The 26,143-nt window shown below is 39.6% G+C and carries 28 protein-coding genes; 5 read left to right on the top strand and 23 right to left on the bottom strand.

The window, feature by feature from the left end; genetic code table 11:
- Nucleotides 1-97: 97 nt before the first annotated feature.
- From PI85_RS18960 to PI85_RS18905, 12 genes are all read right to left on the bottom strand, one after another.
- Nucleotides 98-928, bottom strand: coding sequence for an SH3 domain-containing C40 family peptidase (locus PI85_RS18960; protein WP_036125099.1), 831 nt, complete (start codon nt 926-928; stop codon nt 98-100).
- On the bottom strand, nt 925-1,710 hold the full coding sequence (locus tag PI85_RS18955) for a serine hydrolase (protein ID WP_036125098.1): 786 nt from the start codon (nt 1,708-1,710) through the stop codon (nt 925-927). The genes PI85_RS18960 and PI85_RS18955 overlap by 4 nt, the downstream gene beginning before the upstream one ends.
- A 7-nt stretch (nt 1,711-1,717) precedes the next feature.
- Nucleotides 1,718-2,650: an LD-carboxypeptidase gene (locus PI85_RS18950; protein ID WP_008175664.1), complete on the bottom strand. Its 933-nt coding sequence runs from the start codon at nt 2,648-2,650 to the stop codon at nt 1,718-1,720.
- Nucleotides 2,647-3,600 carry an ATP-binding cassette domain-containing protein gene (locus tag PI85_RS18945; protein ID WP_036127823.1) on the bottom strand — a complete coding sequence of 318 codons (954 nt, stop codon included), beginning with the start codon at nt 3,598-3,600 and terminating at the stop codon, nt 2,647-2,649. Before PI85_RS18945 ends, PI85_RS18950 begins: the two co-directional genes overlap by 4 nt.
- The gene (locus PI85_RS18940) at nt 3,587-4,660 is read right to left on the bottom strand and encodes an ABC transporter ATP-binding protein (RefSeq protein ID WP_042737468.1); all 1,074 of its coding nucleotides are present in this window, start codon (nt 4,658-4,660) and stop codon (nt 3,587-3,589) included. Before PI85_RS18940 ends, PI85_RS18945 begins: the two co-directional genes overlap by 14 nt.
- Entirely contained in the window at nt 4,653-5,627 is a 975-nt protein-coding gene (locus PI85_RS18935; RefSeq protein WP_036125096.1) for an ABC transporter permease, read from the bottom strand. The genes PI85_RS18940 and PI85_RS18935 overlap by 8 nt, the downstream gene beginning before the upstream one ends.
- A complete protein-coding gene (locus PI85_RS18930) occupies nt 5,627-6,571 on the bottom strand; it encodes an ABC transporter permease (RefSeq protein WP_036125095.1) in 945 nt (314 codons plus the stop codon). Before PI85_RS18930 ends, PI85_RS18935 begins: the two co-directional genes overlap by 1 nt.
- An 83-nt stretch (nt 6,572-6,654) precedes the next feature.
- A complete protein-coding gene (locus tag PI85_RS18925) occupies nt 6,655-8,484 on the bottom strand; it encodes a peptide ABC transporter substrate-binding protein (protein WP_036125092.1) in 1,830 nt (609 codons plus the stop codon).
- 196 nt (nt 8,485-8,680) lie between these two features.
- A complete protein-coding gene (locus PI85_RS18920) occupies nt 8,681-9,475 on the bottom strand; it encodes a M55 family metallopeptidase (RefSeq protein ID WP_008175653.1) in 795 nt (264 codons plus the stop codon).
- Nucleotides 9,472-10,278, bottom strand: a complete 807-nt coding sequence (locus PI85_RS18915; RefSeq protein ID WP_235318510.1) for a M15 family metallopeptidase — start codon at nt 10,276-10,278, stop codon at nt 9,472-9,474. Before PI85_RS18915 ends, PI85_RS18920 begins: the two co-directional genes overlap by 4 nt.
- 210 nt (nt 10,279-10,488) lie before the next feature.
- Nucleotides 10,489-11,547, bottom strand: a complete 1,059-nt coding sequence (locus PI85_RS18910; RefSeq protein ID WP_036125088.1) for a P1 family peptidase — start codon at nt 11,545-11,547, stop codon at nt 10,489-10,491.
- Between the two features lies 1 nt (nt 11,548).
- Nucleotides 11,549-12,247: an aspartate/glutamate racemase family protein gene (locus tag PI85_RS18905; protein WP_036125086.1), complete on the bottom strand. Its 699-nt coding sequence runs from the start codon at nt 12,245-12,247 to the stop codon at nt 11,549-11,551.
- 187 nt (nt 12,248-12,434) lie between these two features.
- Between PI85_RS18905 and PI85_RS18900 the strand changes: the two genes are divergently transcribed.
- Complete coding sequence (locus PI85_RS18900) at nt 12,435-13,829, top strand: sodium:alanine symporter family protein (RefSeq protein ID WP_036125085.1); 1,395 nt, start codon at nt 12,435-12,437, stop codon at nt 13,827-13,829.
- A 44-nt stretch (nt 13,830-13,873) separates the two neighbouring features.
- Here PI85_RS18900 and PI85_RS18895 read toward each other — a convergent pair whose 3' ends face one another.
- From PI85_RS18895 to PI85_RS18885, 3 genes are all read right to left on the bottom strand, one after another.
- Nucleotides 13,874-15,835, bottom strand: a complete 1,962-nt coding sequence (locus PI85_RS18895; protein ID WP_036125083.1) for a methyl-accepting chemotaxis protein — start codon at nt 15,833-15,835, stop codon at nt 13,874-13,876.
- A gap of 364 nt (nt 15,836-16,199) precedes the next feature.
- The gene (locus PI85_RS18890) at nt 16,200-17,879 is read right to left on the bottom strand and encodes a methyl-accepting chemotaxis protein (RefSeq protein ID WP_036125081.1); all 1,680 of its coding nucleotides are present in this window, start codon (nt 17,877-17,879) and stop codon (nt 16,200-16,202) included.
- Nucleotides 17,880-18,035: 156 nt separating this feature from the next.
- The gene (locus PI85_RS18885) at nt 18,036-18,857 is read right to left on the bottom strand and encodes a hypothetical protein (RefSeq protein WP_036125078.1); all 822 of its coding nucleotides are present in this window, start codon (nt 18,855-18,857) and stop codon (nt 18,036-18,038) included.
- 104 nt (nt 18,858-18,961) lie between these two features.
- On the opposite strand from PI85_RS18885, the gene PI85_RS18880 reads away from it, so the two are divergent.
- Nucleotides 18,962-19,516: a hypothetical protein gene (locus PI85_RS18880; RefSeq protein ID WP_036125075.1), complete on the top strand. Its 555-nt coding sequence runs from the start codon at nt 18,962-18,964 to the stop codon at nt 19,514-19,516.
- Nucleotides 19,517-19,553: 37 nt separating this feature from the next.
- On the opposite strand, the gene PI85_RS18875 is transcribed toward PI85_RS18880, so the two are convergent.
- The 5 genes from PI85_RS18875 to PI85_RS18860 all read right to left on the bottom strand — a co-directional run bounded on the left by PI85_RS18875 (nt 19,554) and on the right by PI85_RS18860 (nt 21,564).
- On the bottom strand, nt 19,554-20,093 hold the full coding sequence (locus tag PI85_RS18875) for a DUF1572 family protein (RefSeq protein WP_036125074.1): 540 nt from the start codon (nt 20,091-20,093) through the stop codon (nt 19,554-19,556).
- A 114-nt stretch (nt 20,094-20,207) separates the two neighbouring features.
- Nucleotides 20,208-20,816, bottom strand: coding sequence for an SCO family protein (locus tag PI85_RS18870; protein WP_036125073.1), 609 nt, complete (start codon nt 20,814-20,816; stop codon nt 20,208-20,210).
- 104 nt (nt 20,817-20,920) lie between these two features.
- On the bottom strand, nt 20,921-21,043 hold the full coding sequence (locus tag PI85_RS24015; RefSeq protein WP_082011593.1) for a YvrJ family protein: 123 nt from the start codon (nt 21,041-21,043) through the stop codon (nt 20,921-20,923).
- A 67-nt stretch (nt 21,044-21,110) separates the two neighbouring features.
- On the bottom strand, nt 21,111-21,335 hold the full coding sequence (locus tag PI85_RS18865; protein WP_036125072.1) for a DUF2922 domain-containing protein: 225 nt from the start codon (nt 21,333-21,335) through the stop codon (nt 21,111-21,113).
- A 13-nt stretch (nt 21,336-21,348) separates the two neighbouring features.
- A complete protein-coding gene (locus tag PI85_RS18860) occupies nt 21,349-21,564 on the bottom strand; it encodes a DUF1659 domain-containing protein (RefSeq protein WP_036125071.1) in 216 nt (71 codons plus the stop codon).
- 120 nt (nt 21,565-21,684) lie between these two features.
- Between PI85_RS18860 and PI85_RS18855 the strand changes: the two genes are divergently transcribed.
- Nucleotides 21,685-22,113 (top strand): DUF2621 domain-containing protein, encoded by a 429-nt coding sequence (locus PI85_RS18855; RefSeq protein WP_008175629.1) that lies wholly within the window; start codon nt 21,685-21,687, stop codon nt 22,111-22,113.
- A 426-nt stretch (nt 22,114-22,539) separates the two neighbouring features.
- Here the strand turns inward: PI85_RS18855 and PI85_RS18850 are convergent, their stop codons facing one another.
- The 3 genes from PI85_RS18850 to PI85_RS18840 are packed head-to-tail and all read right to left on the bottom strand — an operon-like array spanning nt 22,540 to nt 24,190.
- A complete protein-coding gene (locus PI85_RS18850; protein ID WP_036125066.1) occupies nt 22,540-23,034 on the bottom strand; it encodes a CcdC family protein in 495 nt (164 codons plus the stop codon).
- A gap of 24 nt (nt 23,035-23,058) precedes the next feature.
- Nucleotides 23,059-23,445 carry a response regulator gene (locus PI85_RS18845; RefSeq protein WP_008175626.1) on the bottom strand — a complete coding sequence of 129 codons (387 nt, stop codon included), beginning with the start codon at nt 23,443-23,445 and terminating at the stop codon, nt 23,059-23,061.
- Between the two features lie 34 nt (nt 23,446-23,479).
- Entirely contained in the window at nt 23,480-24,190 is a 711-nt protein-coding gene (locus tag PI85_RS18840; RefSeq protein WP_008175625.1) for a cytochrome c biogenesis CcdA family protein, read from the bottom strand.
- Between the two features lie 353 nt (nt 24,191-24,543).
- On the opposite strand from PI85_RS18840, the gene PI85_RS18835 reads away from it, so the two are divergent.
- Entirely contained in the window at nt 24,544-25,275 is a 732-nt protein-coding gene (locus tag PI85_RS18835) for a FadR/GntR family transcriptional regulator (protein ID WP_036125063.1), read from the top strand.
- Nucleotides 25,276-25,415: 140 nt separating this feature from the next.
- Nucleotides 25,416-26,132, top strand: a complete 717-nt coding sequence (locus PI85_RS18830; protein WP_036125060.1) for a (Fe-S)-binding protein — start codon at nt 25,416-25,418, stop codon at nt 26,130-26,132.
- Nucleotides 26,133-26,143: the final 11 nt, after the last annotated feature.

The following is a 26,143-nucleotide window of genomic DNA, read 5'->3' as shown; positions in this document are numbered from 1 at the left end:
GACAGAATTGATTAGCCGGTGATTGGAGAGTGCTAATTCTTCTTAACCTTGCCCTAACTACTCCCCTTCTGTCCTTGAAATCAAAAAGAGAAGCCTATCATTTTGGCTTCTCCGGAAATAAAGAACCTACTTCTGTTAGGGTTGTGGCTAAATCATGGCGATAGAGTGCATGCTGTTTATCTAAGCTATTAATGGTCACTTCATTACCACCAAGTGAAGAATGGACATATAGATTATCGCCCATATATAAAGCGATATGGCCTGGAAAATAGAGCAAATCACCTTTTTGTCTATCCTCATTTTCTATTTTCACAATAGGAAAGCCCTCTACCATTTTAGCATCCCGAAAAATAGTAACCCCATTTAACAAATAGGCCATTGAACATAAACCGGAGCAATCAATGCCTAATGGTGATTTACCACCCCAACGATAAGGTGTAGCCAAATAGCTTAGCGCTGTTTGGACCACGTTTTCTCGAAAGGAATGCTCGGTTGTTATTTGAGTTTGAGATGGCTTTTCCTGTAGCCATTTTGTGCGAACATAGCCTATTTTTCCCGACACTAATTGTATAGCAGACCACTCTTCCGGTACGTCCTCTTGCGTAACAACGCCTATACTAGAACCTTTCACAAGAGTCATCAGCTTTGTGCTTTGGATACGAGGCTGCTGTAAAACATCTGCAAAGCTTTGAATAATGATAGGCTGTGCTTCGCTGTGCCATTTAGCGGCCGTTTCTTCATCCAGTAGCAAATCAGCCTTCTGACAATATCCTTTATAACGATAAGCAGTTTGGACATATACCCAATCCTCATGACAGTCTGTCAGAATATCTACTGTCATGCCATAAAGTACCTCATCTATTAATTCAGAAGTTTCATCAGGCTTGGCATGCAAATTGGCAATCATGGCTGTTACGATAGACTTCATTGCTGTTCCTCCCTCTGCCCCATCATATAGTCATAAACAACCTTTGAAAGACGACCAATAAGTTGGCGAGCAAGATCATTATCCGTTACATTTGTTATGAAAACACCAATTAGATAATCAAACGAGCTACTGTAGACAATTCCTGCATCATGATCGACTGTGTCAAGCCCACCTGTTTTATGGGCCAGTTTTACATCATCCACGAGGTAGCGCTTTAAGCCTTCATGTACGCGCTGTCTACTTAAAATGTCGATGACCAGCTCATTGTAAGGTGATGCTAGTAAATCCTGTTGATATATTCGTGTAAAAAGATGGGCCATGTCCCGTGCAGACGTAAAGTTGTCGATCCCCATTGCAAGTCGCTCGACATCCATCATTTTTCGCTGTAGCAATGTTTCCTGTAAGCCTATTTGACGGAAATAATCATTTAAAAAATCCATTCCCACTACATCAATTAGGACGTTTGTTGCTGTATTGTCACTCGTTATAATCATCCATACTAATAGCTCGTAAACTGTGCTTTGCGTCAGACGTTGCTCACTTATTACACTAAAATCTACCCAATCAGCAGGAGTGATTGTTAAGGCTGAATGAAGGGATATGTTGTGTTTCTCGGTATACGCTAAAACAGCTAGAAGAATCGGCACTTTTATAATACTAGCGCTAGAAAATGACTCCTCTAGTTGATGACTAAATAGGAATTGCTCGGTTTTTGGATCTTTAACAAAGAGATGCACCTTATAGGGAGTTTTTTGGATGAGATCTTGGATTTGATTCTCCATTAGACACCTACCTAACAACACGAATTCGGTGATTGTCTGCATCCATTGTAATGGTTCTTCCTAAAGGCAGTGACATCGTTGGTAAACAATGTCCACACGTGATCCCTGAAATAATAGGTTTGTTAAAAGGCACTAGAATTTCCTCGAAGATCGTTTGTAGTGATAAACTTTGCTCGGGCTTTTGTGGATTTTCAGGTCCACAATTTGTCCATGCTCCCAATAAGATACCTGCTACGTCATCTAATTTCCCCGCCAGTTTTAATTGCGTTAACATCCGGTCAACTCGTTGCTCACTTTCATCAATATCTTCTAAAAATAGGATTTTTCCTTTTGTATCAATTTCATAGGGTGTACCAAGTGATGCAGTCACTAATGTTAAATTGCCCCCAATAAGTGTACCTGTAGCACTACCAGCTACGAGCTTGGACATTGGTTGGTCTACAGGATTTTCTAAGTCATACTCCTCTACCCCTACCGCCATTATTTGCTGGCAGAAGGATTGCCATGTGTAATCGTCCATCTCCTGCCTAATAAATTCAGTCGATGGCATTGGTGTATGGTACGTAACAAAGCCACTAAGCTGGTTGAAGGCTATATGTAGAGCAGTCACATCACTATAGCCTACAAAGACTTTAGGATTCGCCTTAATTACCTCAAAATCTAAAAGCGGTAAAATTTTTGTAGCCCCATAGCCGCCGCGAACACAAAAAATACCGTCAATCGTTGGATCTTGAAACATTCGATGAACATCCGCTGCCCGCTGATCATCAGTACCTGCTAAATAACCATGTCGCGCGTGACACGTCTCTCCTACAACCACCTTCAACCCAAGCTTTTCAATACTGGCTATAGCTGGCTGTAATCTATCGGGTGGAGTAGCACCTGAAGCACTTATTAGACCAATTGTGTCACCTTTTTTTAATGCTTTTGGACAAATCATTCATTTACCTCCCGTTTCAATGAAGTACGATAAACCGTTAGCTCTTCTTCATTAGCTAAAATAAAATGGCCATCCTCAATTTCCACAAATGACGGAGGACTGTCCGCATAACGATGTTGTGTTGGATCATATATCTCTACAACTTTCTCTCGCTCCTTATAAGGATTTGGCTCCGGTACAGCTGATAACAATGCTCTCGTATACGGATGAAGCGGATGAGTAAAAAGCTGTTCTGTTGCAGCTAGCTCGACAATTTTCCCTTGATAAATGACGGCTGTCCGATCCGTGATAAAACGGACAACGGATAGATCATGAGCAATAAATAAAAAGGTTAAATGATTTTGTCGTTGAAGATTAGCTAATAAATTCAACACCTGTGCCCGAATGGATACGTCCAAGGCGGATATTGGCTCATCAGCAATAATAAATTCTGGTTCCATCACTAAAGCACGAGCAATGCCTATACGCTGGCGTTGACCACCCGAAAACTCATGAGGAAATCGATTCGAAAATTCCGGAAGTAGACCAACATTTACTAATGCCCTGCGTACCTTTTCTTGCCGCTCTGCTTCATCTTTATATTTTTTGGAAGGGTATAGTCCTTCCGCCACTATATAATCAACCTTAGCACGTTCATTGAGCGACGCCATCGGGTCCTGAAAAATCATTTGGATTTTCTGCGTAATTTCCCTATCCCAATCTTTTGGAATTTTCCCATGAATAGTTTTGCCATGATACAAAATTTGTCCTTCAGTGACCTCGTTGATGCGCATAATAGACCGACCAATCGTTGTTTTTCCTGACCCCGATTCCCCTACTAAACCAAATGTTTCGCCTTTAAAAATATGAAAACTGACATCATCGATGGCCGTAAACTTATGATTCCCCTTACCAAAATTGACGGTTAAATTTTTCACTTCTAGTACTATTTCTTTTTCACTCACTAGCATACTGCCTCCCCTCTGCAAAAAAGGCTTGTAAAGCAGCAGGAGGTTCTACATTTGGAGCAAGCGGATCTAATAACCATGTTCGTGCAAAATGCGTGTCACTTACCTGAAAAAAGGGTGGGCGCTCGATAAAATCGATTTTCAGCGCATACTGATTGCGCGGCGCAAAGGCATCCCCCTTTATTTCCTGAAAAAGATTAGGTGGCGTCCCTTTGATCGAATACAACGCTTCTCCCTTAGACCCGAGCTGCGGCAGAGAGGAAATAAGCGCCCATGTATAAGGGTGCTTACTATTAAAGAAAATTTCATGAGTTTTCCCAACCTCAATTACATCACCCGCGTACATGACCGCAATACGGTCAGCCACTTTGGCGACCACACCTAAATCATGCGTAATATAGACGATCGTTAAGCCATACTTAAGTTGAAGATTTTTTAATAGCTGTAAAATTTGTGCCTGTATCGTTACATCAAGAGCAGTTGTTGGTTCATCACATATTAAAATATTTGGCTTACAGGCAATCGCAATCGCAATGACAATACGTTGGCGCATACCTCCTGAAAATTCATGAGGATATTGCTTATAGCGTTTTTTCACATCATGTATTCCAACATCTGTAAGTAGTTTTAATGTTTCTTCATAAGCCTCCTTCCCCTTTAAGCCTTGATGCAACACCACACATTCCTCAATTTGCTTACCAATCGTTTTAAGTGGATTTAAAGATGTCATTGGGTCCTGCGTCACCATCGCTATTTCCTTCCCACGTATATGGAGCCATTCTTGCTCTGTCGTAAATTGTCCTAGATCCTGTGCTTGGTAAATGATTCTGCCCTGCTTAATGCTGCCATTTTTGTCGAGCAAGCCCATAATAGATTTCATTAGCACAGATTTGCCCGAGCCCGATTCACCAACAATCGCTAGACTTTCCCCTTTATATAAATCAAGAGAAATATCTCGAATTGCAGTTAAAACACGACCACGTAATGTGAATTGAATAACTAGATTTTGGATAACTAATAGGCGTGATTTTTTAGGTGTCACTGATTCCATCTCCTTATACATGGTTTTTCGGATCTGCTGCATCAGCAAAGGAATTACCAATTATATAAAATGCAATAGTAATAACACTTAACACTATACTCGGGAAAATTAGCTGATATCGTAAGTCTGGCGACATCATGAGCACACGCCCTTCATTAATTAAATTACCTAAGGACGGTTCACTAATTGGAAGCCCTAAGCCAATATACGTTAAAAACACCTCTGCCCCTATAGCAAAGGGAATAGCTAGACTCATACGTAACATAATGACAGAAATTAAATAGGGTAATAGATTTTTCACAATAATACGGTAATCAGGTGTCCCTAGACATTTAGAGGCTAAGTTGTATTCACGGTCCCGCAAAATAACAATTTGATTGCGAATAAATCTAGCCATTTCCACCCATCCAGTTATACACATGGCGATAATAATCGTTGATATACTTGGTCGCAAAATATAAGACATTAAAATGAGTACAATGGTTGTTGGAATATTATCAACAACGTTATACAGCTGTGTAATAGGCACCTCTAGCTTTCGCGAAAAGCCCCATAGTGTACCAACTGTAATCCCAACCACAGCTTCTACTAGGGCAACTACACAGCCAATAAATAAGGATGTCCTTGTCCCCGCCCAAATTCGTGACCATAAATCCTGCCCAATTGAGTTTGTACCAAACCAAAATGCAGCATTGGGGGTAATATTACGTGCCTGCATCCCCGTTTGCTCGTCTAGGTAAATTTCCGTTGGTGATTTTTGTACTGGTAAATACGGCTGAAGGATCGTAAAGCCCACAATAATAAGCACGCCTACTAATAAAAAAACAGCTAGTCGATTTTTCAAAAAGGATTGCCATGTAGATCGCCAATATGAGTAATTAGAATGACCGGTTTCTTCTGCTTGTCGCGCATCAACTTCCGCAAATTCAAACAATGTTTCCCGTGATTTATTAGAAATATTATGAATTTCATTCGAATACATGCCCATTAACGTACTCCCCCTCCCTTGCCCAGTTTAATTCGAGGATCAACAAGTGCCATGGCAATATCCCCTAAAATAAGTCCGATAATACCAAGGGAGGAGAACACCAGCACTAAGCCTTGAACAATCGTATTATCCTGTCGTTGAATCGCATCAACGAGTAAGCCCCCCATCCCTGGAATGGAATACAAAGATTCGATATAAATGGAGCCAGTAATGGTAAACAAAATGGTTGCAGGTAAATATTGCGCCATTGGGATAAAGGCATTTCGCAAAACGTGCTTGAACATTAATGTTCGTTCCTTTACTCCTTTAGCCCTCGCTAGTTTAATATAGTCCTTGTTCAATTCATCCACCATATAACGCCTCATCCACATCGCGTAGGAGGCTGTAGGAGCCAACGCCATAGAAGTTAGTGGGAGAATCCATGTAATCGGTCTATACTCATCAAAGAGCATCGGTAATTGAAAGAGATCTGTAATATACATTTGAATCACTAAATAATAAACGGCTGCAGGTACAGCAACGACAAAAACAATATAGCCTGTCCCAAGTCGATCGAGCCAACGCCCCTTACGATAGGCCATCATAATACCTAGCGGCACACCAATTAGGAGTGACAGGACAACGGCCCCTAACCCAAAGAGTAGTGAATACATAATTTTGTCCGCAATAATCGTTGTAACAGGTACATCTGTACGATAGGTCACCGATTTCCCGAGATCCCCTTGTAATAATTTCGTGTAAAAGTTTCCTAGCTGAATAAGCAATGGATCTCGTAATCCTAAATTCGTTAAATAAATTTCTTGCTGAGCAGGTGACATTTTATCGGCTGCCGCCCCTAAATATCCTTCCTCTGGCATTAATCGTAATAACGAAAAAACAATTGTAATAATAATAAAAAGGGTTAACACAGATTGTAAGAGTCGTTTTCCTATATATTGCAACATCGCGCCATCCTCCTATGTCAAAAAGACTAAAGGAGATGCCGACTGTTCCTTTCGGTATCTCCTTTTTCATCTACGAGCCCCTACTACTTTTTAGCATTCGCTAAAGCGTCAGCACGCTCTTGTTCCCACTGAGCAAGCGCTTTCTTAAATTCATCATTACTCATTGGCTTTTCCAATACTTGCTGACCTTTAAATTTCTCGGCTGTCACACCAAATGGTGAATACTGTGCCTCGAAAGGGTTTAATTTGGATGCAACATAGCCACTACCTCCAACGGAATATGGAATCACAAAGGCTTCTTCAATTAAAAAGGCCTCTGCCTTTGCAAATAGCTCGTAGCGTTTTGCCACATCAATTGTTACCTTTGCTTCATCCACAAGGTTTTGATACGTCGTTTTTCCATTGGCTTCTGTGTAACCCTCAGCTAATTCAGGTTTATTATAAGTACCGTCCACTGTAAATGGATCTGTATACGTGGATGGATCTGCATAATCTGGGCCCCAGTTTGCTTCTAAAAGTGCAAATTTCCCAGGACGACGCACCTCAGATAAAAAACCTGTCGCTGGACCTGCCTCTACAATAATGTCGATATAATCTGTCCCCAGTAATTTTTCAATTTGCTGCTCCACTACTTGAGAACGATTTGCCCAGTCTGGACTACCCGCATTATATGGCAATAACACTTTTACAGGGAATGTAGCTTTACCCGCTAATGCCACTTTTGCTTTTTCTTTGAATTCAAGTGCTAGTTCTTTATTAAAGGAATCTTCATTGGAAATAGTTGCAAGTGGCGTTAATTGTGTGTAATCTACTCCTGCTACATCTACAAAGTTTTTTGGGGTAATCGTGTTGCTCAGCAAATCGGCTGGATTATAAGGCTCCACCGTTAACATGGCGGAAACACGGTCCAGTGCATGGAATATTGATTTTCGGAAATCTTTGTTGTTGACGGCGATCTTCCAGTTATCTGGTTCATATTCTGCGTCAAATTGTGGGTTAAAGTTGAGAGCGTAGAAGTAGGTATAGAAGTTATTTTGTGTTTGACGAACTTGAGATTTTTTCTTATCATCCTTAAACCATTCATCAATAATAGAAGTAGGAATACTAGCGGAATCAATTTCTCCACGTAAAAACAGTTCGGGTGCTACCGTTGCAGCTTCTTTATTATATTTATAGCGGATACGATCAATCAGTACTTTGTCTTGATCCCAATACGTATCATTTTTTACAAGAACACGTTCATTTTGCGGCTCAAATTTATCTAAAATATAAGCGCCATTATAAAGAAAATTTTCACGCGTTGTTCCAAAGTCTGCCCCTTTTTCTGCAATGAACTTACCATTCACTGGGAAGAAACAAACGTAGTTTAACATAGAAAGAAAATAAGGTGTTGAAGCTTCTAAAGTATATTCTACTGTATGTTCATCCAACGCCTTTATGCCTACCTGCTTGAAATCTGTCATTTCACCGTTATAGAATGCCTCTCCATTTTTGACGACTGTCGCAATCCAGGCTGTGGAGGATTCATTTTTGGCATCAAGGACATACTGCAAACCGTCCACAAAATCCTGTGCAACTACATCCGCATATTTCTTCCCTTCATGTGTCACCCATTTGGCATCATCACGCAACTTGAAGGTCCATACGGTTGCATCTTCATTTGCCGACCATTCTTTCGCTAATCCCGGCTGGACTACCCCGTATTTATCATACTCAATAAGACCATCTACCATATTCGCCGCCACCGCAAATTCATTTGTTTCAGACGTTTTTAAGTAATTTAATGTTTTAATTTCCCCTGAATATACCACACGATATTCCGATGCTTTTTCACCCGATTTTTCATCATTGCAGGCTACACAAAACAATACGACCAAACATACGAAAAGCCACCAATATTTTCTCACATGCATCCCCCTAGTCATCTTTTTATAATGAAAATCCTATTGGAAGGACCGATGTCATGACCTTCAATAGGATTTTTCAAACATAAGCTAGGTCCCTCTATATGGACCCTCTCTCTATATACGAATCCAAAATTACTTATTCCACATGAAAACAGCGTGTCCTATTGGCACACACACTCTAAGCAAAAGCTCATCCACACAGTCAAGTTAAAAATTGTAAAATACGTAATACTTCATAAAAATCGTCTGTGACGAATTCTACTGTATTATGTGGTTTAAATGTGGCATTTGGATAAAAGGAATTACGATAGGCACGTGTATGATCTCGATAGATGATTTCTACCATAAAGCGTTCTGGTAATGGTACCTGAATATGTTGACGTGGCACCTTCATCGAGGAAGCTACCAGTCGCTTGGTTTCCATAATCGTTAGCTTCGGGCTGACACTAATAGTTGCATTCCCTATTCCTTCTTTGGTCGCGAAGGTCACAATGTTTTCATTAACGGCATGAATTTCTTCGGTCAAGCCAACATCACCACTGACAAATGAAACAGGAACACCATGTAATGCTGCTGCATACGTATTAATTAAAAATTCACTCGCATACTCACCATTTATTTTGACATCCGCATACGTGCAAAGCGTATGGGATAGCGGATTACGCTCGCTTCCCCCTTTACTGTGATAGCCAATAAAAATCGCACGATCAAAGCTTTGATCGAGACCTGCTACCATACACATCGGATCGTAGGTCCAGCCACGGATTACCTTACAGTTGATAGGTAAATTCGAAATATCGAGATTGCGTGCTGAATCGTGCGCATCCTTCAATAGTATTTCTGTTGCTCCACCCGCTATCGCCCCTTCAATGGCCGCTTCTACTTCTCGAGTCATTTGTTTTTGAAAAAATTGATAGTCAGGTGCATTTAACTCTGTCTCACTCCATGTAGTTGTACCCGTAATGCCTTCTATATCGGCGCTAATATAAACTTTCATTGATATCGAATCTCCTTTATTTCATGATCATGTATCGTTACCTGAATGGCTCCATAACAGGCTGTTTTAGCTTGAACTCGTCTCGCCCACGCCATATTATGGAAATCGTAATGCCACCATTCCTCTCCATAATTACTCAAGCCTACTTGTGTCATACAGTTGTATAATAAACGTCGATGTTGACAAGCCTCTGGATTCTCGTTTAGGTTATGTTCAAAATAGCGTGTAGCTGATTTTTCATTCATTTCATCAAAGGCTGTACCGAGATCCAAAGCTTTCCCTTGTCTATCAGCAAGAGTTAGATCAATAGCACCACCTGTTAAATGGGGTGCCAAATGAGCAGCATCTGCGCTTGGCATTGCGACATACTTTTTGGTTGCCTGCAGTAATTCTTGTTCTGTGGCGTGTGGCATAATGTGCGCCAATTGCTGTGAAAAATAATTAAATAAATACTGTTGAACTTGGAATGGGCGATAGCCGTCATAGAGGAGCAGGCTATACTCCTTCGGTAATAGTGTCAAAGCATGCTGCAAGCGTTCAACTACACCAGCACGTACATAAATGGCTCGTAAACTATTAGGAATCTTTTGCTGATAGTAGATAGGTTCTATAAAAATTCTTTTATGTGCAGCTGTAATCTGTATTAGAGGCTCTTGGCTTTCCCTAACAGATGGGCTCTCAGGAGAGTTTCCATTTGAAGCCGTTCCAATCGGTTGAAAGAGGTTTACAATACTAGAACACCTCCGTTTAATTATTGGATAATTCAGTTTTTTAAAATGAATAGTATCATATCTCTCTATCATTGACTAGATAAAAATACAATTATTACAAAGTAATGGCTATTCTCTTATAATGATTCAAAATTCAGCAAAAAATCGTCGAAAAATCTCCTTTATCCTCTAGTTAAGAATTTATTCATCTCATGACCCACACATGCTAAAAAAATTATGAATCTTATGTACTTACGCAAAAAAGGCTATTGAAACATTGTCTATGTCTCAATAACCTTTTCGCTATGCCTTTTGAAATGAGTAGGCTTCAACTTGATGTCCATTGCGACCAATTGTTGTTTGTGCCTGAGCTAGTGAATTGAGAATAGCTTCCTCAGTTGCCTCTGCCGCAGCTACAAATAACTGATTCATAACGGGATGATCCTCACGGAGCTGTATTCTTGTTTCTACAAGTTGTTCAGACATATGTGGGATGTTATGTGCAGTTGTAAAGCCTATCACAATGTCTCCACTGCCATGTGAGTAATGACTACCTGTCCGACCTAAACCTATCCCACAGCGTTTAATGACTCTCTTCAATTGACGACTACTAAGTGGAGCATCTGTAGCAAGGACTATCATAATCGACCCATCTGTAGGAGCGAGAGTCGAGGCACATTGGTTTATGGGAGCAACATAACGTTCCGCTAAAAATTCAGAACTATGACCAAAATTACTAAGCACCATGCAGCCCACCGTATAGCTAATTTCATTTTTATCGACTTTGACAATACGAGAAGAGGAGCCAATCCCTCCTTTATAGCCAAAGCACATCATCCCTTTTCCAGCGCCAATGGCTCCTTCCTGCGCTGTATTCGGAGAGGCATTACTGATGGCTTCTAGGGCATGCTCAGCTGTTACTGAACATGCTCGGATGGAATTTAAATAACTATCATTGCATTCGCCCACAACAAGATTGATGGTGCCAGTCGTATGCCCTATGTCCTGATTCATGTCGAGCATATATCGCAATGTTCCCTGCGTAACCGCTGGTACCCCAAATGTATTCGTGAGCATTATCGGTGATTCGATCACACCTAGCTCATTCACCTGTACGAGTCCAGTTGTTTTGCCGAAGCCATTTAACACATAGCTAGCCGCTGTAACTTTGTGCTGAAATAAATTTCCCCCATGCGGTAAAATAGCTGTGACTCCTGTACAGGCGTAACCACCTTCATGATCTAATGACTCATCCAATGTGACATGTCCTACTCGTACCCCAGCAACATCAGTAATACAGTTTTTCTGCCCAACCGGTAATGTACCCACTTCAATGCCAAATTGTCTTACCTTTCCCTGCATACTACGTTTCCTCCTGAATCGCCATCGACACAGCTGCCTGTGCATGAATAGCCGTTGTATCAAATACTGGAACATCGATATCCTGCTGTTGTATAAGTAAGCCAATTTCGGTACAGCCAAGAATTATGCCTTGCGCTCCAGCCTGCACAAGGTCATTGATCACTTGGATATAATAGGACTTCGAATTTGGTACAATGCTCCCCAAGCATAATTCCTCATATATGATCCGGTTTACTTCCATACGTGAGTGGTAATCTGGCACAATAACGTCTATTCCATACCCCTCTACCCTCGACTTATAAAATTCCTGTTCCATTGTGTACATAGTTCCAAGGAGCGCTATTTTTTGTAGCCCAGCCTCCTTTATTTGGTTAGCTGTGGCATCTGCAATATGTAAAATAGGGATGGTGATGGCCTCTTCAATAACTGCTACGACCTTATGCATCGTATTTGTACAAATAACGATAAAATCTGCCCCTGCGCGTTCAAGTGACTGTGCGGCCTGAGCTAGCACGAAGCCAGCTTTATCCCATTGTCCCCTCGCTTGAAAATGTTCAATTTGCTGGAAATCAACACTATACAAAATACATGTGGCAGAATGAAGGCCCCCCAGCTTTTGTTTAACCTGTTCATTTAGAAGTCTATAATATTCGGCCGAGGATTCCCAGCTCATCCCGCCAATCAATCCGATTGTTTTCATCATCCAATCTCCTTCCTTTTATTCTATTATTATACGCGTTTGCAGAATAAAAATAAGAGAATTTTCGGAATATATCACTCTTATAGGAAAAATCAAAACCTTATTATAATTTATTATATTAGAAAGGTTGATTTTTCATAAAAAAACAGTGTAGACTAAAGCGTACTGTGAAAGGAGGAAACAACTTATGGAATGGATTTCAAATATTGTTGATAGTGGAAATAATATTTTATGGACATATATCCTGATTATCTTACTATTAGCTGCAGGACTATATTTTTCATTAGGTACAAAATTTGTACAAATACGTCTTTTCCCTGAAATGTTTCGTCTGATTGTCGAAAAAAGAGAAGGCGATTCAGGGGTTTCGCCGTTCCAAGCCTTTACGATTAGTGCCGCTTCACGCGTAGGCACTGGGAACATTACAGGTGTTGCCTTAGCCATTGGTGTCGGTGGACCAGGTGCAGTATTTTGGATGTGGATTATTGCTATATTAGGAATGGCAACAGCCTTCATTGAAAGTACATTAGCACAGGTCTATAAAGTGAAGGATGGCGATACGTTCCGAGGTGGACCTGCCTATTACATGGAAAAAGCGTTAGGTCAAAGAAAACTAGGTATTATCTTTAGTATTCTATTAACACTAAGTTTTGGATTTATATTTAATGCAGTGCAATCTAATACAATTGCCACTTCAGTTGGGGAAGCATTTGATATAAGTCCAAAGCTCATTGGCATCTTACTAGTAGCACTAACAGCATTAATTATTTTTGGTGGTGTACAAAGAATTGTAAAGGTAACTCAAGTTCTTGTACCGGTTATGGCCATCTTCTATTTACTTGTAGCCCTTTTTGTTGTGGTGACAAATTTATCAGAAATACCAACTGTGTTTAAATTAATTTTCACACATGCATTTGGTCTACAAGAAGCTGCTGGTGGAGCAATTGGAGTCGCTATTATGCAAGGGGTACGTCGTGGTTTATTTTCCAATGAAGCTGGGATGGGTAGTGTGCCAAATGCTGCGGCGACTGCTAATACCTCACATCCTGCTAAGCAAGGGCTTGTACAAAGCTTAGGTGTCTTTTTCGATACGATTATGATTTGTACAGCAACAGCCTTTATCATCATTTTAGCTGGTTTATATGATAAAGGTGAAAGTAATGGTATTATTTTGACGCAAAATTCCCTAGCTGTACATGTTGGGGATTGGGCTCCTTATTTTATTGCCATTTCCATTATCTTCTTTGCTTTCAGTTCGATCATCGGGAACTATTACTACGGTGAATCTAATATCGAATTTATAAATGCCCATAAAGGTTGGATGATTATGTATCGCATACTAGTACTAGTCATGGTTATGTTCGGCTCTGTAGCACAAGTTCAACTTGTATGGAATTTAGCAGATTTATTTATGGGGCTTATGGCTTTCATCAATATTGCTATCATCATGATTCTTGGTAAAATTGCCTTCCTTGTATTAGATGATTTTACAGGCCAACGCAAAGCAGGTAAAAATCCTGTCTTTTATGCCAAATCAATTCCGACATTAAAAAATACTGATTGTTGGGAAGAAGATCGATAAAATAGGAACACCCCTCCATTGTAATGAATGGAGGGGCGTTTTTTTTAATATTTGAACTGACTAATAAGTTGTTTTAATTCATCTGCCATATGTGCAAGTGCTTGTGCCGAGGCGTTGATTTCTTCCATTGATGCTAATTGTTCCTCTGTTGAGGCTGCAACATCTTCAGAAGCGGCAGCATTGCCCTTGGCTGAGAAGGCCAAATCTTCCGTCACCGCTGCTACCTCTTGTACGCCAGCAGACATTTGCTCTGAGGCAGAAGAAACCTCTTCCATTTTCGGTGTAATTTCATTCATACTATTCCTAATTACTTGGAATTTCGTAATGGCTTCATCAGAAATATGTAAACCACTTTGAACATCCTCCGTTACCTTAGCCATAATACTAACAGACTGCTCTGTTTCTTGTTGAATCCCACGTATTAGATCAAATATTTGTTTAGCCGATTCCTGTGATTGCTCGGCTAGCTTACGAACTTCATCTGCGACAACCGCAAAGCCTTTTCCATGCTCCCCTGCTCTTGCTGCTTCAATAGCGGCATTTAAAGCCAGTAAATTAGTTTGATCCGCAATGCTTGTAATAACATCTAAAATGGATGTAATTTGCTGTGAACGCTCATGTAAGGTTTGAATTTTAGCATTAGAATCTGCAACAGATAAATGAATAGACTGCATTTGATCCTTTGTATTTTGGACAGCTTGTCCGCCCTCATCTGCCTGTAATGTCGCATGCTGTGAAAGGTCCGTCACAGCAGAAGAAATTTCAGCAATATGAAGAATGGCTGTTGAAAGCTCATGTAATGATTCTGCATTTTTATTGGCACTAATCGTTTGACCATCTGCACTTGACGCAACATCTTGAATAGAAATAGCGACTTTTTCGGTTGCTATACTTGTTTGATTCGCATTAGCTGTTAGCTCTTCAGCAGACGATGCCACTTCCTCTGCATTTTGTTCAATTTTTTGAATAAGCGTCCGCAAACTTTCCTGCATATCGTTAAAGGCTTGTCCTAATTGCCCTATTTCATCTTTCGAAGTTATTGTAACAGTCTCTGTCAGATCACCTTTACTGATCGTAACGGCGCTATCTTTTAATGCTTTAATTGGTTTAATGACAGCCTTCATCACGAAGTAGAAGATTATAGAACTAATCACGACAGCGGCAAGCAGAACTATGATGGTATGAGTTAAAATCGATGAAGCCGATTCATCAATTTCCTTAGAAAAGATCGTACCTGTAATTTTCCAATTGGTTACCTCATTCGTCGTATAGAACAAAATACGATCATCACCGTTAAAGACGTATTCATAGGTGCCAGAGGGACTTTCATACATTTTATCGAGGAAACTTTCTTTGAGCTTGCCACCCGCTTCTAATGTAGGATGTGAAATGACCAGATTGTCCTCTCCAAAAATAGAGGGATACCCATTTTTCCCAATTCGAATGGAATCTGCAATTTTTTGAAGGTTTGTTAATTTAATATCAATAGCGACAACCCCTGAGCGGTCCTTGATTTGTTTAGCAACCGTTACAACCATATCACCAGTTCCTGCATCCTTATAAGGGTTAGTAATTAAAGTTTCACCTTTTAAAGCAGTCGCTTGTTTATACCAATCTCGATCTAATGGATTATAATCCGCATCATTCAATTTTGGTACCTGAGAAAACGAACCATCATTGGTTCCAACATAAATACTTAAAACGTCTGGATTAAGCTGTCCATACTGCTTAAACTTCGATTCTATAGATGCTTGTGATTGCTTAAATTGCTGTGCATCTATCTCACTACTAAACACTTGAATGTCATTCATCTTATCAGTAATAGTTTGATCGATAAGCTTATTTAAAATGCCTACACTTTCATTGGCACTAAATAAGATTTCTTCTTCTATGGAATCTTTAGCTGATAAATAAGATAAACTACCTACAGATATAACAGGAATTAGTAATACTAGCGCAAATAGCGTATAAAGCTTGCCCTTAAAACTGCTAAATATTTTCTTCATATATTATTCTCCTTTTGTTTCTTGAAGTGAAAAATATCACTTGTCAGCCTGATATTTGCTACAACCATTCCCACTCTGTATCTGTTTTACATCTCTCCCATAGCTTTTATCGGATGAAATATTATTTTTCAAACATATTTATGATTATTCTATTATTCAGTCTTTACAGATAACTATAAATCCCTGTAATTGTCAGGAAGAACAAACTATTAGCCCATCACTTCCTAATCATAACTACATGAAAAATGGCAACTATTGATCCTGATTCTATAGGAATTTGAGCTTGCTGAAATGATTGGAAAGTAAAAAAAGAGGAGGTGTCTAATAATCTATTGGACCATTAGACATCTCCTTTATCATGAGCTTAATATTTAAATGTTTGTATGGATTCCTGTAGATCGATCGCCATTTTCGCTAAATGGTTGGAAGCTGCCGCTACTTCCTCCATCGCCGCATTTTGCTCTTCCGAAGAAGCGGCAACGCTTTGCACATGACGGCTTGATTTCATAGATACTTCGCCTATGTAATCAATCTCTTGGACCAGCTTTTCAATATCTTGATGGATAGTACGAATAGCTGCGGTAACTAATTCCGTTTGTGCTTGTACATCCGTAATGGCATCATCAATTTGTATAAAATTATCTCTTGCCACATTGACCTTATCACGACCTACATGCACCGAATCATTGCTATTCACCATATCTTCTTCAATTATTCTTGTACTATCAGTAATTTGTGCTACTACTTTTTCAATTTCCACTGCTGCAAGATTCGACTCATCTGCTAGTTTACGTACTTCCTCAGCGACAACGGCAAACCCTTTCCCATGTTCACCGCTTCGGGCTGCTTCGATGGAGGCATTGATAGCAAGCAAATTGGTCTGTGTCGCAATACTTTTAATGACATTCACAGCTGCTACAATGGCTGCTGAATTATCATCTAAATCTTGGACGCGCGTATTTAATTCACTCGTGTTGGCTGAAATTTCATCCATCTGTACCGTGGCATCATGGACGGAAGAACGACCTAAACTCGCCATATTTTTCGTTTCGACGGTTGCATCATTAACGTTTTGAATGCTAGTGGAAATATCATTCATTTTCTTCAAAATATGGGCCGATAAATTTCGTACATCGCCTGTTAACGTATCCTGCTCATCAATTCCTTGTGCAATGTCTTGAATTGATTCAGTGACGACTTCCGTTGCCTGTGTAACCTCCAAGCTACTAGCCGTTAGCTGCTCAGAGGTAGCGGCTACTTGCTCAGAGGAATCTCCAACTTGCTTCATCATTTGGCGAAGTTTTTCTGACATGCTATTGAATGACTCGGCTAGATGTGCAAATTCATCCTTTGTTTTGAATTGTAGATGAGCGTGTAAATTCCCCTCCGAGAATGTATCCATTTCTCTGACTGTTAGCTGGATGTTTTTAGCAACTCTTCTACCAAATGCAGTAGCAATAATGATGCTAATGAGGAGAGAAATTGCCGCCAATATCATTATTTCAATACCACTTCTTTCCCCTTTTTCCTTAGTCGCCTCAATATGTGCTAGCATGTCCTCCTGTTGTGCAGTAGCCATTGTCTTACCAAAGACTACAAGCTTCAAAGAGCCCTCCCCTAAAATCGGCAAGGCTACTTGCTGAGCCTGTTCTATTTCGCCGCGTTTATAAAGCGGAATAATCTGTCCATCTATCGCCTTTTCCCAATCATCAAGCTGTTGTAAAAATTGCTCAAAATCTTGATTGCGAGCGCCTATTTCTTGGAGGCGATTAATGGATGTATGTAAGGTATTGCGTATTTCATGATGATTGTTCAACATTTCTTCCTTACCATATAATATATATCCTCGAATAGCTGCATTTGCACGCACAGTTTGGAACGAGATATCTTGATATAGATGGATTAATTCCGTATTGTCTTCGATTTCAGCTAGTGTCTTATTATTATTCGTTAAGAAATACATCGCAATGGCTGTAATCATTAATAAGAAGGCTAGCACTATACCAAAAGCCATTTGTAGTTTACGTTCCACAGTTAATCTCATATGATTCCCTCAATTCTACTGTAATCACCATTGAGTATATCCTACCTAAATCTATTATCCTACAGAATATGTACCTTTCCTCACAAAACATCGCTAAAATTTAACAATAATGCAAACTCCACCTGAAAACTATTGACAATAATATCCACTATTTCGCTAGTTGAAATAAGAAATAATCCATTGAAAGCCATGGAGATAAAACAAAAAGAGCAGGAGAAGCAGGACCATTTTCATGAAAAGCTCTCTTTTTTCAACATATTCTCGAATACCTGATGTAAGCATCATGACACTTAATAATAATAAGCTATGCTGAGCCCCATATATTTGCATCGAAATGGTGATGATTAATGGCAGGATGATAGGAAGCAGAAAATCAGCAGTCAGTCGTTTTCCTTTCTGTTTGATTAATTTTGTCGGAGTAGTTTTCGATGTACCTCCTATTAATTTCTTTGCAAGCAGATAAGCTATACTAAAAAATAAAATAGTATAAATAATAAATAATAACAACGGCATTCGGCTTTCTTCATTCAACCAACGAAAATAACCGACCACTTCTGCTGTTGGCAGTTGATAATACTGCATCGTTTTTTGATCCATGAGGAATAATTGTTCATCCTCGACCATTACCTTAATGGCCATCTCCTTACCATTATCGAAACGTATATATAAATCACTTGTTGGGGTAGGTTGGGCGGGTCGACTGATAGGGACTTTCTTAGTCCGTAAAGCTTGTTGAAGGTGTTCTGTATCTTTTACCTCATAACGGTTAAGGTAGAACACTTGCTTTAATGGATATAAATATTGCTCCTTGCCATCACTTCCAGACATATACCATGCCTGTTGGATAGTTTGAAATTGACTATAAGGAAGAGATACTAGTTCGTCTCTTTGCCTCTCATTGTCCAAAAACAGTAAGAGGGTGATGAGGCTTAACGTCATGCCAAGTAGTAATGTAAGTAAATGTCCAACCCGTTTCATAGCTACAACTCCTTTAACCTTTACATATATAGTAATTATTGTAATATACGGTTTACTCATCCAATAAGTTTCATCTATACTAAAGGATGGAGGTGGGATGGCAAATGAGCAAGCCAGAATTATACGTTAATGTAGTAGTAGGACCTGATTGTGATTTCGAATCAATGGCCCTCCGAGCTGCACTTGAATCCTTTGGTGCAAGGGTAACACTTCATTTAATTGGTAGACCCAATGATTTGATTGATGTTTTATCAGGCGTTGATCTTCATGGCAAGATGGATTATCTAATTTTGAACTTTCACGGAGATGAAGGACGGTTTTGTCTACCTGAGCTAGGGGAGGATGTTTATGAAGTTAATGAACCAAAGAGTATATACTTTGGTCCATTGGATGTACAAACTTATAGCCGCCTCCAAGGTGTAAAGGTTATTGCAGCAGGCTGTACATTAGGGTGCGAACAGCTCGCAACAGCATTTTTGCAAAGTGGCTGCCTCTCCTATTTAGCACCAGATGACTATATCGATGGTAACGCCAATCTTATGTTTCTAATTCGCTTTTTCTATGAGATCATCTCTCATCATAAAAATCAGCAGGAAGCATTTGAACTAGCTCAAGCCATTGATTCGGAGACTGCGATGTACAAGCTTTATTTATCATAAAAAAGATCGTAGCAACTAATAATTGCTACGATTTCTCTTATTTCTCATGGCTGTTTTCAAGCATGGCCTTGTTAAACGCTTGCGACTGTCCTCTTGCTATACTTAACGTTTGCCACTCGGATCCCTTTACTTGCTTCGCGATATAAATCATTTGGCCAATATGCTGTGAATAATGAGCCATTTGCCTTTCTATCGCATCAATTACCGCTAGCTTTTCCCCTCTGATTGTGACATACCCCTGCAAATCGGATTCTGTAATACCCGCCAATGCATCTAAAAATACTTGCCAGCCCTCTTCCCAAACTGCAAGAATGGCTTCTTTTGTAGACAGACTATTAATAAACTCATCATCTCGATTTCGTGTAGTTTTCTCACCATCTGTCGTTAAAAAATCAGTCCAGCGCGAAATCATATTACCACTAACATGTTTAACAATGACCGCGACACTATTGGATTCTTCATTATATGCCCAGTGCAACTCAGCCCCTTCTAGTTGGGCCAGTGCCCCATCCCCTAGCTCTTTCACATTGTTAAACCTTTTTTGGATGACCTGTAAATACGTTTGTGCAATCGTCATAAGCAAACCCCCATCCCCTCTTTTTTATTATTATAAATAGAAAATCTTACTGTTTACCAGCTAATAGTCGTCATACAATTAAAAACCGTCTCAAAAGTTCGAGACGGTTGCTAATTATAAATTTTCATCAATATATGTTTCAATATCAGAAGCTATTGTATCAATTGGTACATCTTCAATCTTTTCAGCAAAGCCATTATACATTTTAACGATTGTTCCATCTTTATCGACTAGGAAAAATTGATTACCATGGATAACTTGATCACTGTTAGGATCGTTTTTCACTAAAATTTTCGTATTTTTAACCGCAAACTGTTCAATATATTTTTGTGAATAGCCAGTAAGAAGATTCCATTTAGAATCATCTGGCACATTATATTTACTAATATAGTTGGCTAATACTTCTGGCGTATCAACATCTGGATCTACGGAAAAGGCGACGATATTATAATCCTCTACTCCTTTTTTCTGTAGCTTTTCTTGGACCTGTGCCATATTCAAGGACATTGGTGGGCAAATCGATACACAATTCGTGAAAATGTACATACCAATCCATGGCTTGCCTTTTAAACTTTCAAGCGAAACCGTCTCTCCACGTTGATTGACATGTTCAAAATCAGGTATTTCCAAACTATAATCTGCTTTAAATTTGGAATTCCCACAGGCGCCTAGAACAGTCGCACAGGCTAAAAGCAATATTAGCCCAATTAGTTTATGTTTCATGTTAACACTCTCCCTAACCTACACTACCCTCATCCTAACTTAGGCTGTAAGCGTTGACAAGAACTTCTAGGTGACAGCTTTCGTACATATTTGTGAAATTAATTTCATTTTAAGGAAACAAGTGCCTCATGTATCGCATCAAGCTTTTCCTCGACACGCTGTAATAAATAAAAGGACACTATTATCGGGAAACCGATATCTGAAATCATGCTTAACCACTGTTCCATCGTTATGCCCCCTTTCACTTAGGTAAAAATGGCCTTTGCATTTTTCATAGCAAAGACCATTTTCGCATTATTCTGTTGCTACATCGAATTCTATTACTTTTCGTTCTACAATACGAGCGCCTTTAATAGCTGCTAAGGCGCCACCTTGTCCAGAAAATACATTTTTAGCCAAAATAGTTTGCATGACCTTTTGAATGTCAGCTGCGTTTATTGCTGGCTTCGGTGCATCAATCGTCAGCGTAGATGTTTTACCATCCACTGTCACAAATTGTAACTCTAAAACTTGTGCCATCTTCTGATCCCCCTTAAGTTAATTCGCTTGTCTCTTGCTTTTCGATACCAGCCAGTGCTTGTGATGATAGACTGGCCATCCCTTGTGCGACAGCTACTAAATCTTCTACGCTATGTGTCTTAGCAATATTACGATACGATTTAGTAGTGAATGTTGGCTCGTTTTGCTCATTGTAGCCTTCCACATATTTAAGTCTTAGGGTAGCATGTAAAAAATTCTCATTTGCCATACATCTCACCTCCCTTCAAACACTATATAAAGACGAATTGCTAAAAAAGGGACATTATAGGATGAATTTTCTTTCGGAAGCTCTTATAATAGAATCAGAGAAGACAAAGAGGTGAACGATTTGTTACAAGGTTGGTTTTTATGGTTTATTTTATTTTGGGTAGTTGTCCTCATTTCATTGATGGCGATTGGCGGCTTTTTCATGTTCCGCAAGTTTTTAAAAGCACTCCCAAAGCAGGATGGAAAGTCTGATTTAGATTGGCAGGAATTTTATTTAGATAAAACAATTCATTTATGGGGACAAGCAGAAAAAGAGTTACTCTATGAGCTTGTAAGCCCTGTCCCTGAGCTCTTTAGACAAGTAGCAAAGGAGAAAATTGCAGGGAAAATTGGCGAGCTCGCTTTAGAGGAAAAAGCACCTGCTATTAATAATGACCTCATCATTCGCGGCTACATCCAAGCAACACCGAAACGCGATCACAAATTTTTACGCAAAAAATTAGAGCAAATGCAAATTGACATCGCCCCCTACGAACATTTATTTGAATAAAGAAAGCTACGCTGCACATACGCTTGTGCAGCGTTTTTTTGGGGATTGAATGGGGTTATTGTTCCTTCGTTTTCTATGTTACTTTTTTAGCGGGGCATCCTTATTCGCGGTTTTATTCGGCATTTTTGCGGTTCTATCCGTCACTCTCGCGGTTCTATCCAGCACTTCACTCGTTTTATCCACCGCTTTTGCCGAGGCAGCCTATTTTGATACTCTATCCGTCACTTTGCTGGCTCTATCCACCACTTTCGCGATCCTATCCGTCACTTCTGCGGTTCTATCCGTCACTTCTCTTGTTTTATCCGCCATTTTTGCCTATGCAGCCACTTTTGGAGCTCTATCCATCACTTCTGCCGAACCGTCCTTATTTCTCATTGCACCCACCGCCCAACTCGAGAGCATAAAAAAACTACACTAGTTTGAGTACTAGTGTAGTTGGGAAATTGTTTTTTTGATTTTTTTAAACTGGAGTAGCATGGCGATTCGCCAAGGTACTAACATGGCGAAGGCTAGGATCCAGAACATGCCTGCTAATTCGCCGACATCGATGGAGTTGCTTAAAATCATTTTGGCCACTACCCGGAATATTAATAAACCAAATAATATAAAAACGAATGCTTTTGAACGTTTTAAATAAATATCTCGACCCTTCACTTCAAATTTGGAAGTGGCAATTAAAATGGTCGAGAATACCATTCCTACAGCGGCTGCTTCTAATATTTGCATGGGTGGCACTCGGAATTGTTCAAATAAAAACATGAGCGCACCAGAAGACATCGCGATTGGCGGAATAATAATTTTCTTCTCATTTGTTGGCATTTTGGAAGCTCTCATACGTATGACCATGACAAAGCTACCCATAAGAATGGCCATAATGGTTGACCCAATAACATAATAGTGAGAAGGGATATTGCTTAACATAAAAGATCCTCCTCTAATGTCAAATTAGCAATTTTGTCCAAGTAATTGGTCAGCGACGGCTCTTAATCTTTCTGGCTCAAAGGGCTTGGTAATAAAATCTTTTGCCCCACTTTCAATCGCTTCTACAATTAACTTTTGTTGGCCTAATGCTGTTACCATAATTATTTTTGCATTTGGAAACTCTGGGATAATTTTTTTTACTGCCGCAATACCAGTCATAACGGGCATCGTTACATCCATTGTTACTAAGTCTGGTTGTAACTCTCGATACATAGCCACAGCTTCTTTACCATTTGCTGCCTTACCTACTACCTCGTAACCCCATTCTGAAAACATATTACTGATTGCAACACGCATAAATAGCGTATCATCCACTACTAAAACTGTAGGCACATGTTCATCTCCCTCCACGTTAAAGTACGGTATGCCTCTTTAGTGTATCAAATTAAAAGCCTGTAAATCCACCGAAAATAGGCTGTAATATACGAGTAATATACGTTAATCCATCAAAGAATAACAAAATACCCACGGCAATCATTATATAACCACCGATTTTCACGATTTTTTGGCTGTGTGTGCGAATCCATGTCATGCGTGAAATAAAGAACGATAACACAAAGAATGGAATCGCGAACCCTAAATAATAGGCGAACATATAGCTAAAGCCCGCTCCTGGGTTTGTACTAGCCAACATTATAATAGAAGCTAAAATTGGTCCTGTACATGGTGTCCATCCTGCCGCAAAGGCAATACCAATTAAAACGGATCCCAAATAGCCAGATGGTCGATTTTTAAATTGAAACTTTCGATCCTTCATGAGGAAATCAATTTGTAGTAATCCTACAATCATTAATCCAAATACTACGATTAAAATGGCACCAACCTGACGTAGTAAAGTTTGATAGTTCAGGAAAAACTCTGCCGCATATGAGGCACTTAGTCCAATTATGATAAAAATAATTGAAAATCCTAGTAAAAAGAATAGTGTGTGGAAAATGGCACGCTTTTGTAGCATCCCTTTTTCTGATTTTAGCTCATCTAATGTCATACCCGTTATGTACGATAAAAATGCTGGATACAATGGGAGGGTACATGGTGAAATAAAACTTAAAAACCCTGCACCAAAAGCTAAAAATACGTTAATATCTGATCCCATATTTTCGATCGCTCCTTACAGTTACTGCATCCATCGTACCAAAAAACATGATAAATTGCGCCCTTCCTGATTGTGAACGTTTCATGGCAAAATGATGAGATTTCTGAAAAGTCCTTCCCATACATGTAGAACACTTAATAAGCTACTTCTGCATTATGCGCCCCTGTTGATTTTCTGTCAACAAAATTCGCCATTATTCTACATCATCAAATAGGATGGCAAATCTCATTTAAATCAGCTCTGCACCCCTTTTTTATAGTCGATATATGGTTAATTAGTGAGTGATTCACTAATCTTCATGTATACTATTCATAACAAACGCGCATTTGATTGAAAAAAAGAGGTGTAGCTCCTTGGAATTAAGAAAAATTAAACCTAAAAAAATCTATGAAGAAGTGTCCGAAATTTTGCATGAGAAAATAAGAGCGGGTGTTTTAAAGCCTGGTGATCGACTGGACTCGGTGGAACAGCTTGCTGAACAATTACAAGTTAGCCGTTCTGCTGTGCGAGAGGCGCTGTCTGCCTTAAAGGCAATGGGATTGATTGAAATCAAACAAGGCTCTGGGACTTTTGTTAAAAGTGTGCCTCCAAATAGACTGGATTTTCCATTATCTACAGCCATGTTATCGAATAAACTTGATATTGCCCGTTTATTAGAGGTGCGCAAGATCATTGAAGTAGGAGCAGCCGCCAGTGCCGCTATCAACCGTACCGAACAGGATATTCAAGCAATGGTTCAAATTTTAGATGACATGAAGCAAGCCCATGGAGATGGTGAACTTGGTGAAAAGGTGGATTATCAATTTCATGTGGCGATTGCGACTGCCTCCCAAAATCCCCTACTTGCTACGATTCTAGATCAAATTTCTGGCCTGATGATTGATACGATGAAAGAAACACGCCGCATTTGGTTGTACTCTAAAAAAACAACAAGCGAGCAACTATATGAGGAACATATGAAAATCTTCCTTGCTATTCAGCAGCAAAATGAAGAATCAGCTAAGCAGGCAATGACCCTTCATTTAAGCAATGTTGAAAAGGTTCTATTGCAGTATTATGAAACAACCGACTCTCATCCACTTTAAAACAGCCTAGCTCTCGACTAGGTTGTTTTAATTTTTCTGAAAATTCCATCAAAACACCTTCTTTCTTAGAAAAATTTGTAGTATGATACATATAGCATAAGTCATCTGATGACCTGTTGTTTATAAAAGGAGCGATGCATATGAAAGTAACTCTCTTTGCTACTTGCCTAGTGGATTTGTTTCAGGGAGATGTAGGGAAAGCCGTAGTGGAAGTATTAGAAAGACTTGGCTGTGAAATTGATTTTCCTGAGGAACAAATTTGCTGTGGACAGCCTGCTTATAATAGTGGCTATGTGAAAGAATCAAAAAATGCGATGAAAAGAATGATCACTGCCTTCGAGCATGCCGAATACGTCGTTTCCCCCTCTGGTTCTTGTGCTTATATGTTTAAGGAATATCCAGAGGTTTTTAAGGGGGATCCTCTATGGGAATCAAAAGCAAAGGCATTGGCAGCCAAAACATATGAGTTTACTGAATTTATTGTCAACGTTTTAAAGATAGAGGATGTTGGAGCACATTTAGAGGGCAAAGCTACTTACCATACTTCCTGCCATATGACTCGCCTCCTCGGTGTGACTGAGGCTCCATTGAAGTTATTACAAAACGTCGAAGGTTTACAGTATGTGGCGCTTCCTGGAAAAGATAGGTGCTGTGGGTTTGGTGGCACATTCTCTGTCAAAATGGGCAATATTTCTAGCGAAATGGTTCATGAAAAGGTCCATCATGTAGAGGAGACAGGGGCGGATTATTTAATTGGAGCAGATGCTGGCTGTTTAATTAATATTGGTGGTCGTATTCATCGCCAAGGCAAACCGATTAAAGTGATGCATATTGCAGAGGTTTTAAATTGCCGATAAGAGGGGGAAAC

The organism is Lysinibacillus sp. A1, assembly GCF_000801965.1.
In the GTDB taxonomy this organism is placed as follows: domain Bacteria; phylum Bacillota; class Bacilli; order Bacillales_A; family Planococcaceae; genus Lysinibacillus; species Lysinibacillus fusiformis.
The sequence above is the reverse complement of the archived record's forward strand: the minus strand, read 5'-3'. Positions and strand labels throughout refer to the sequence as shown.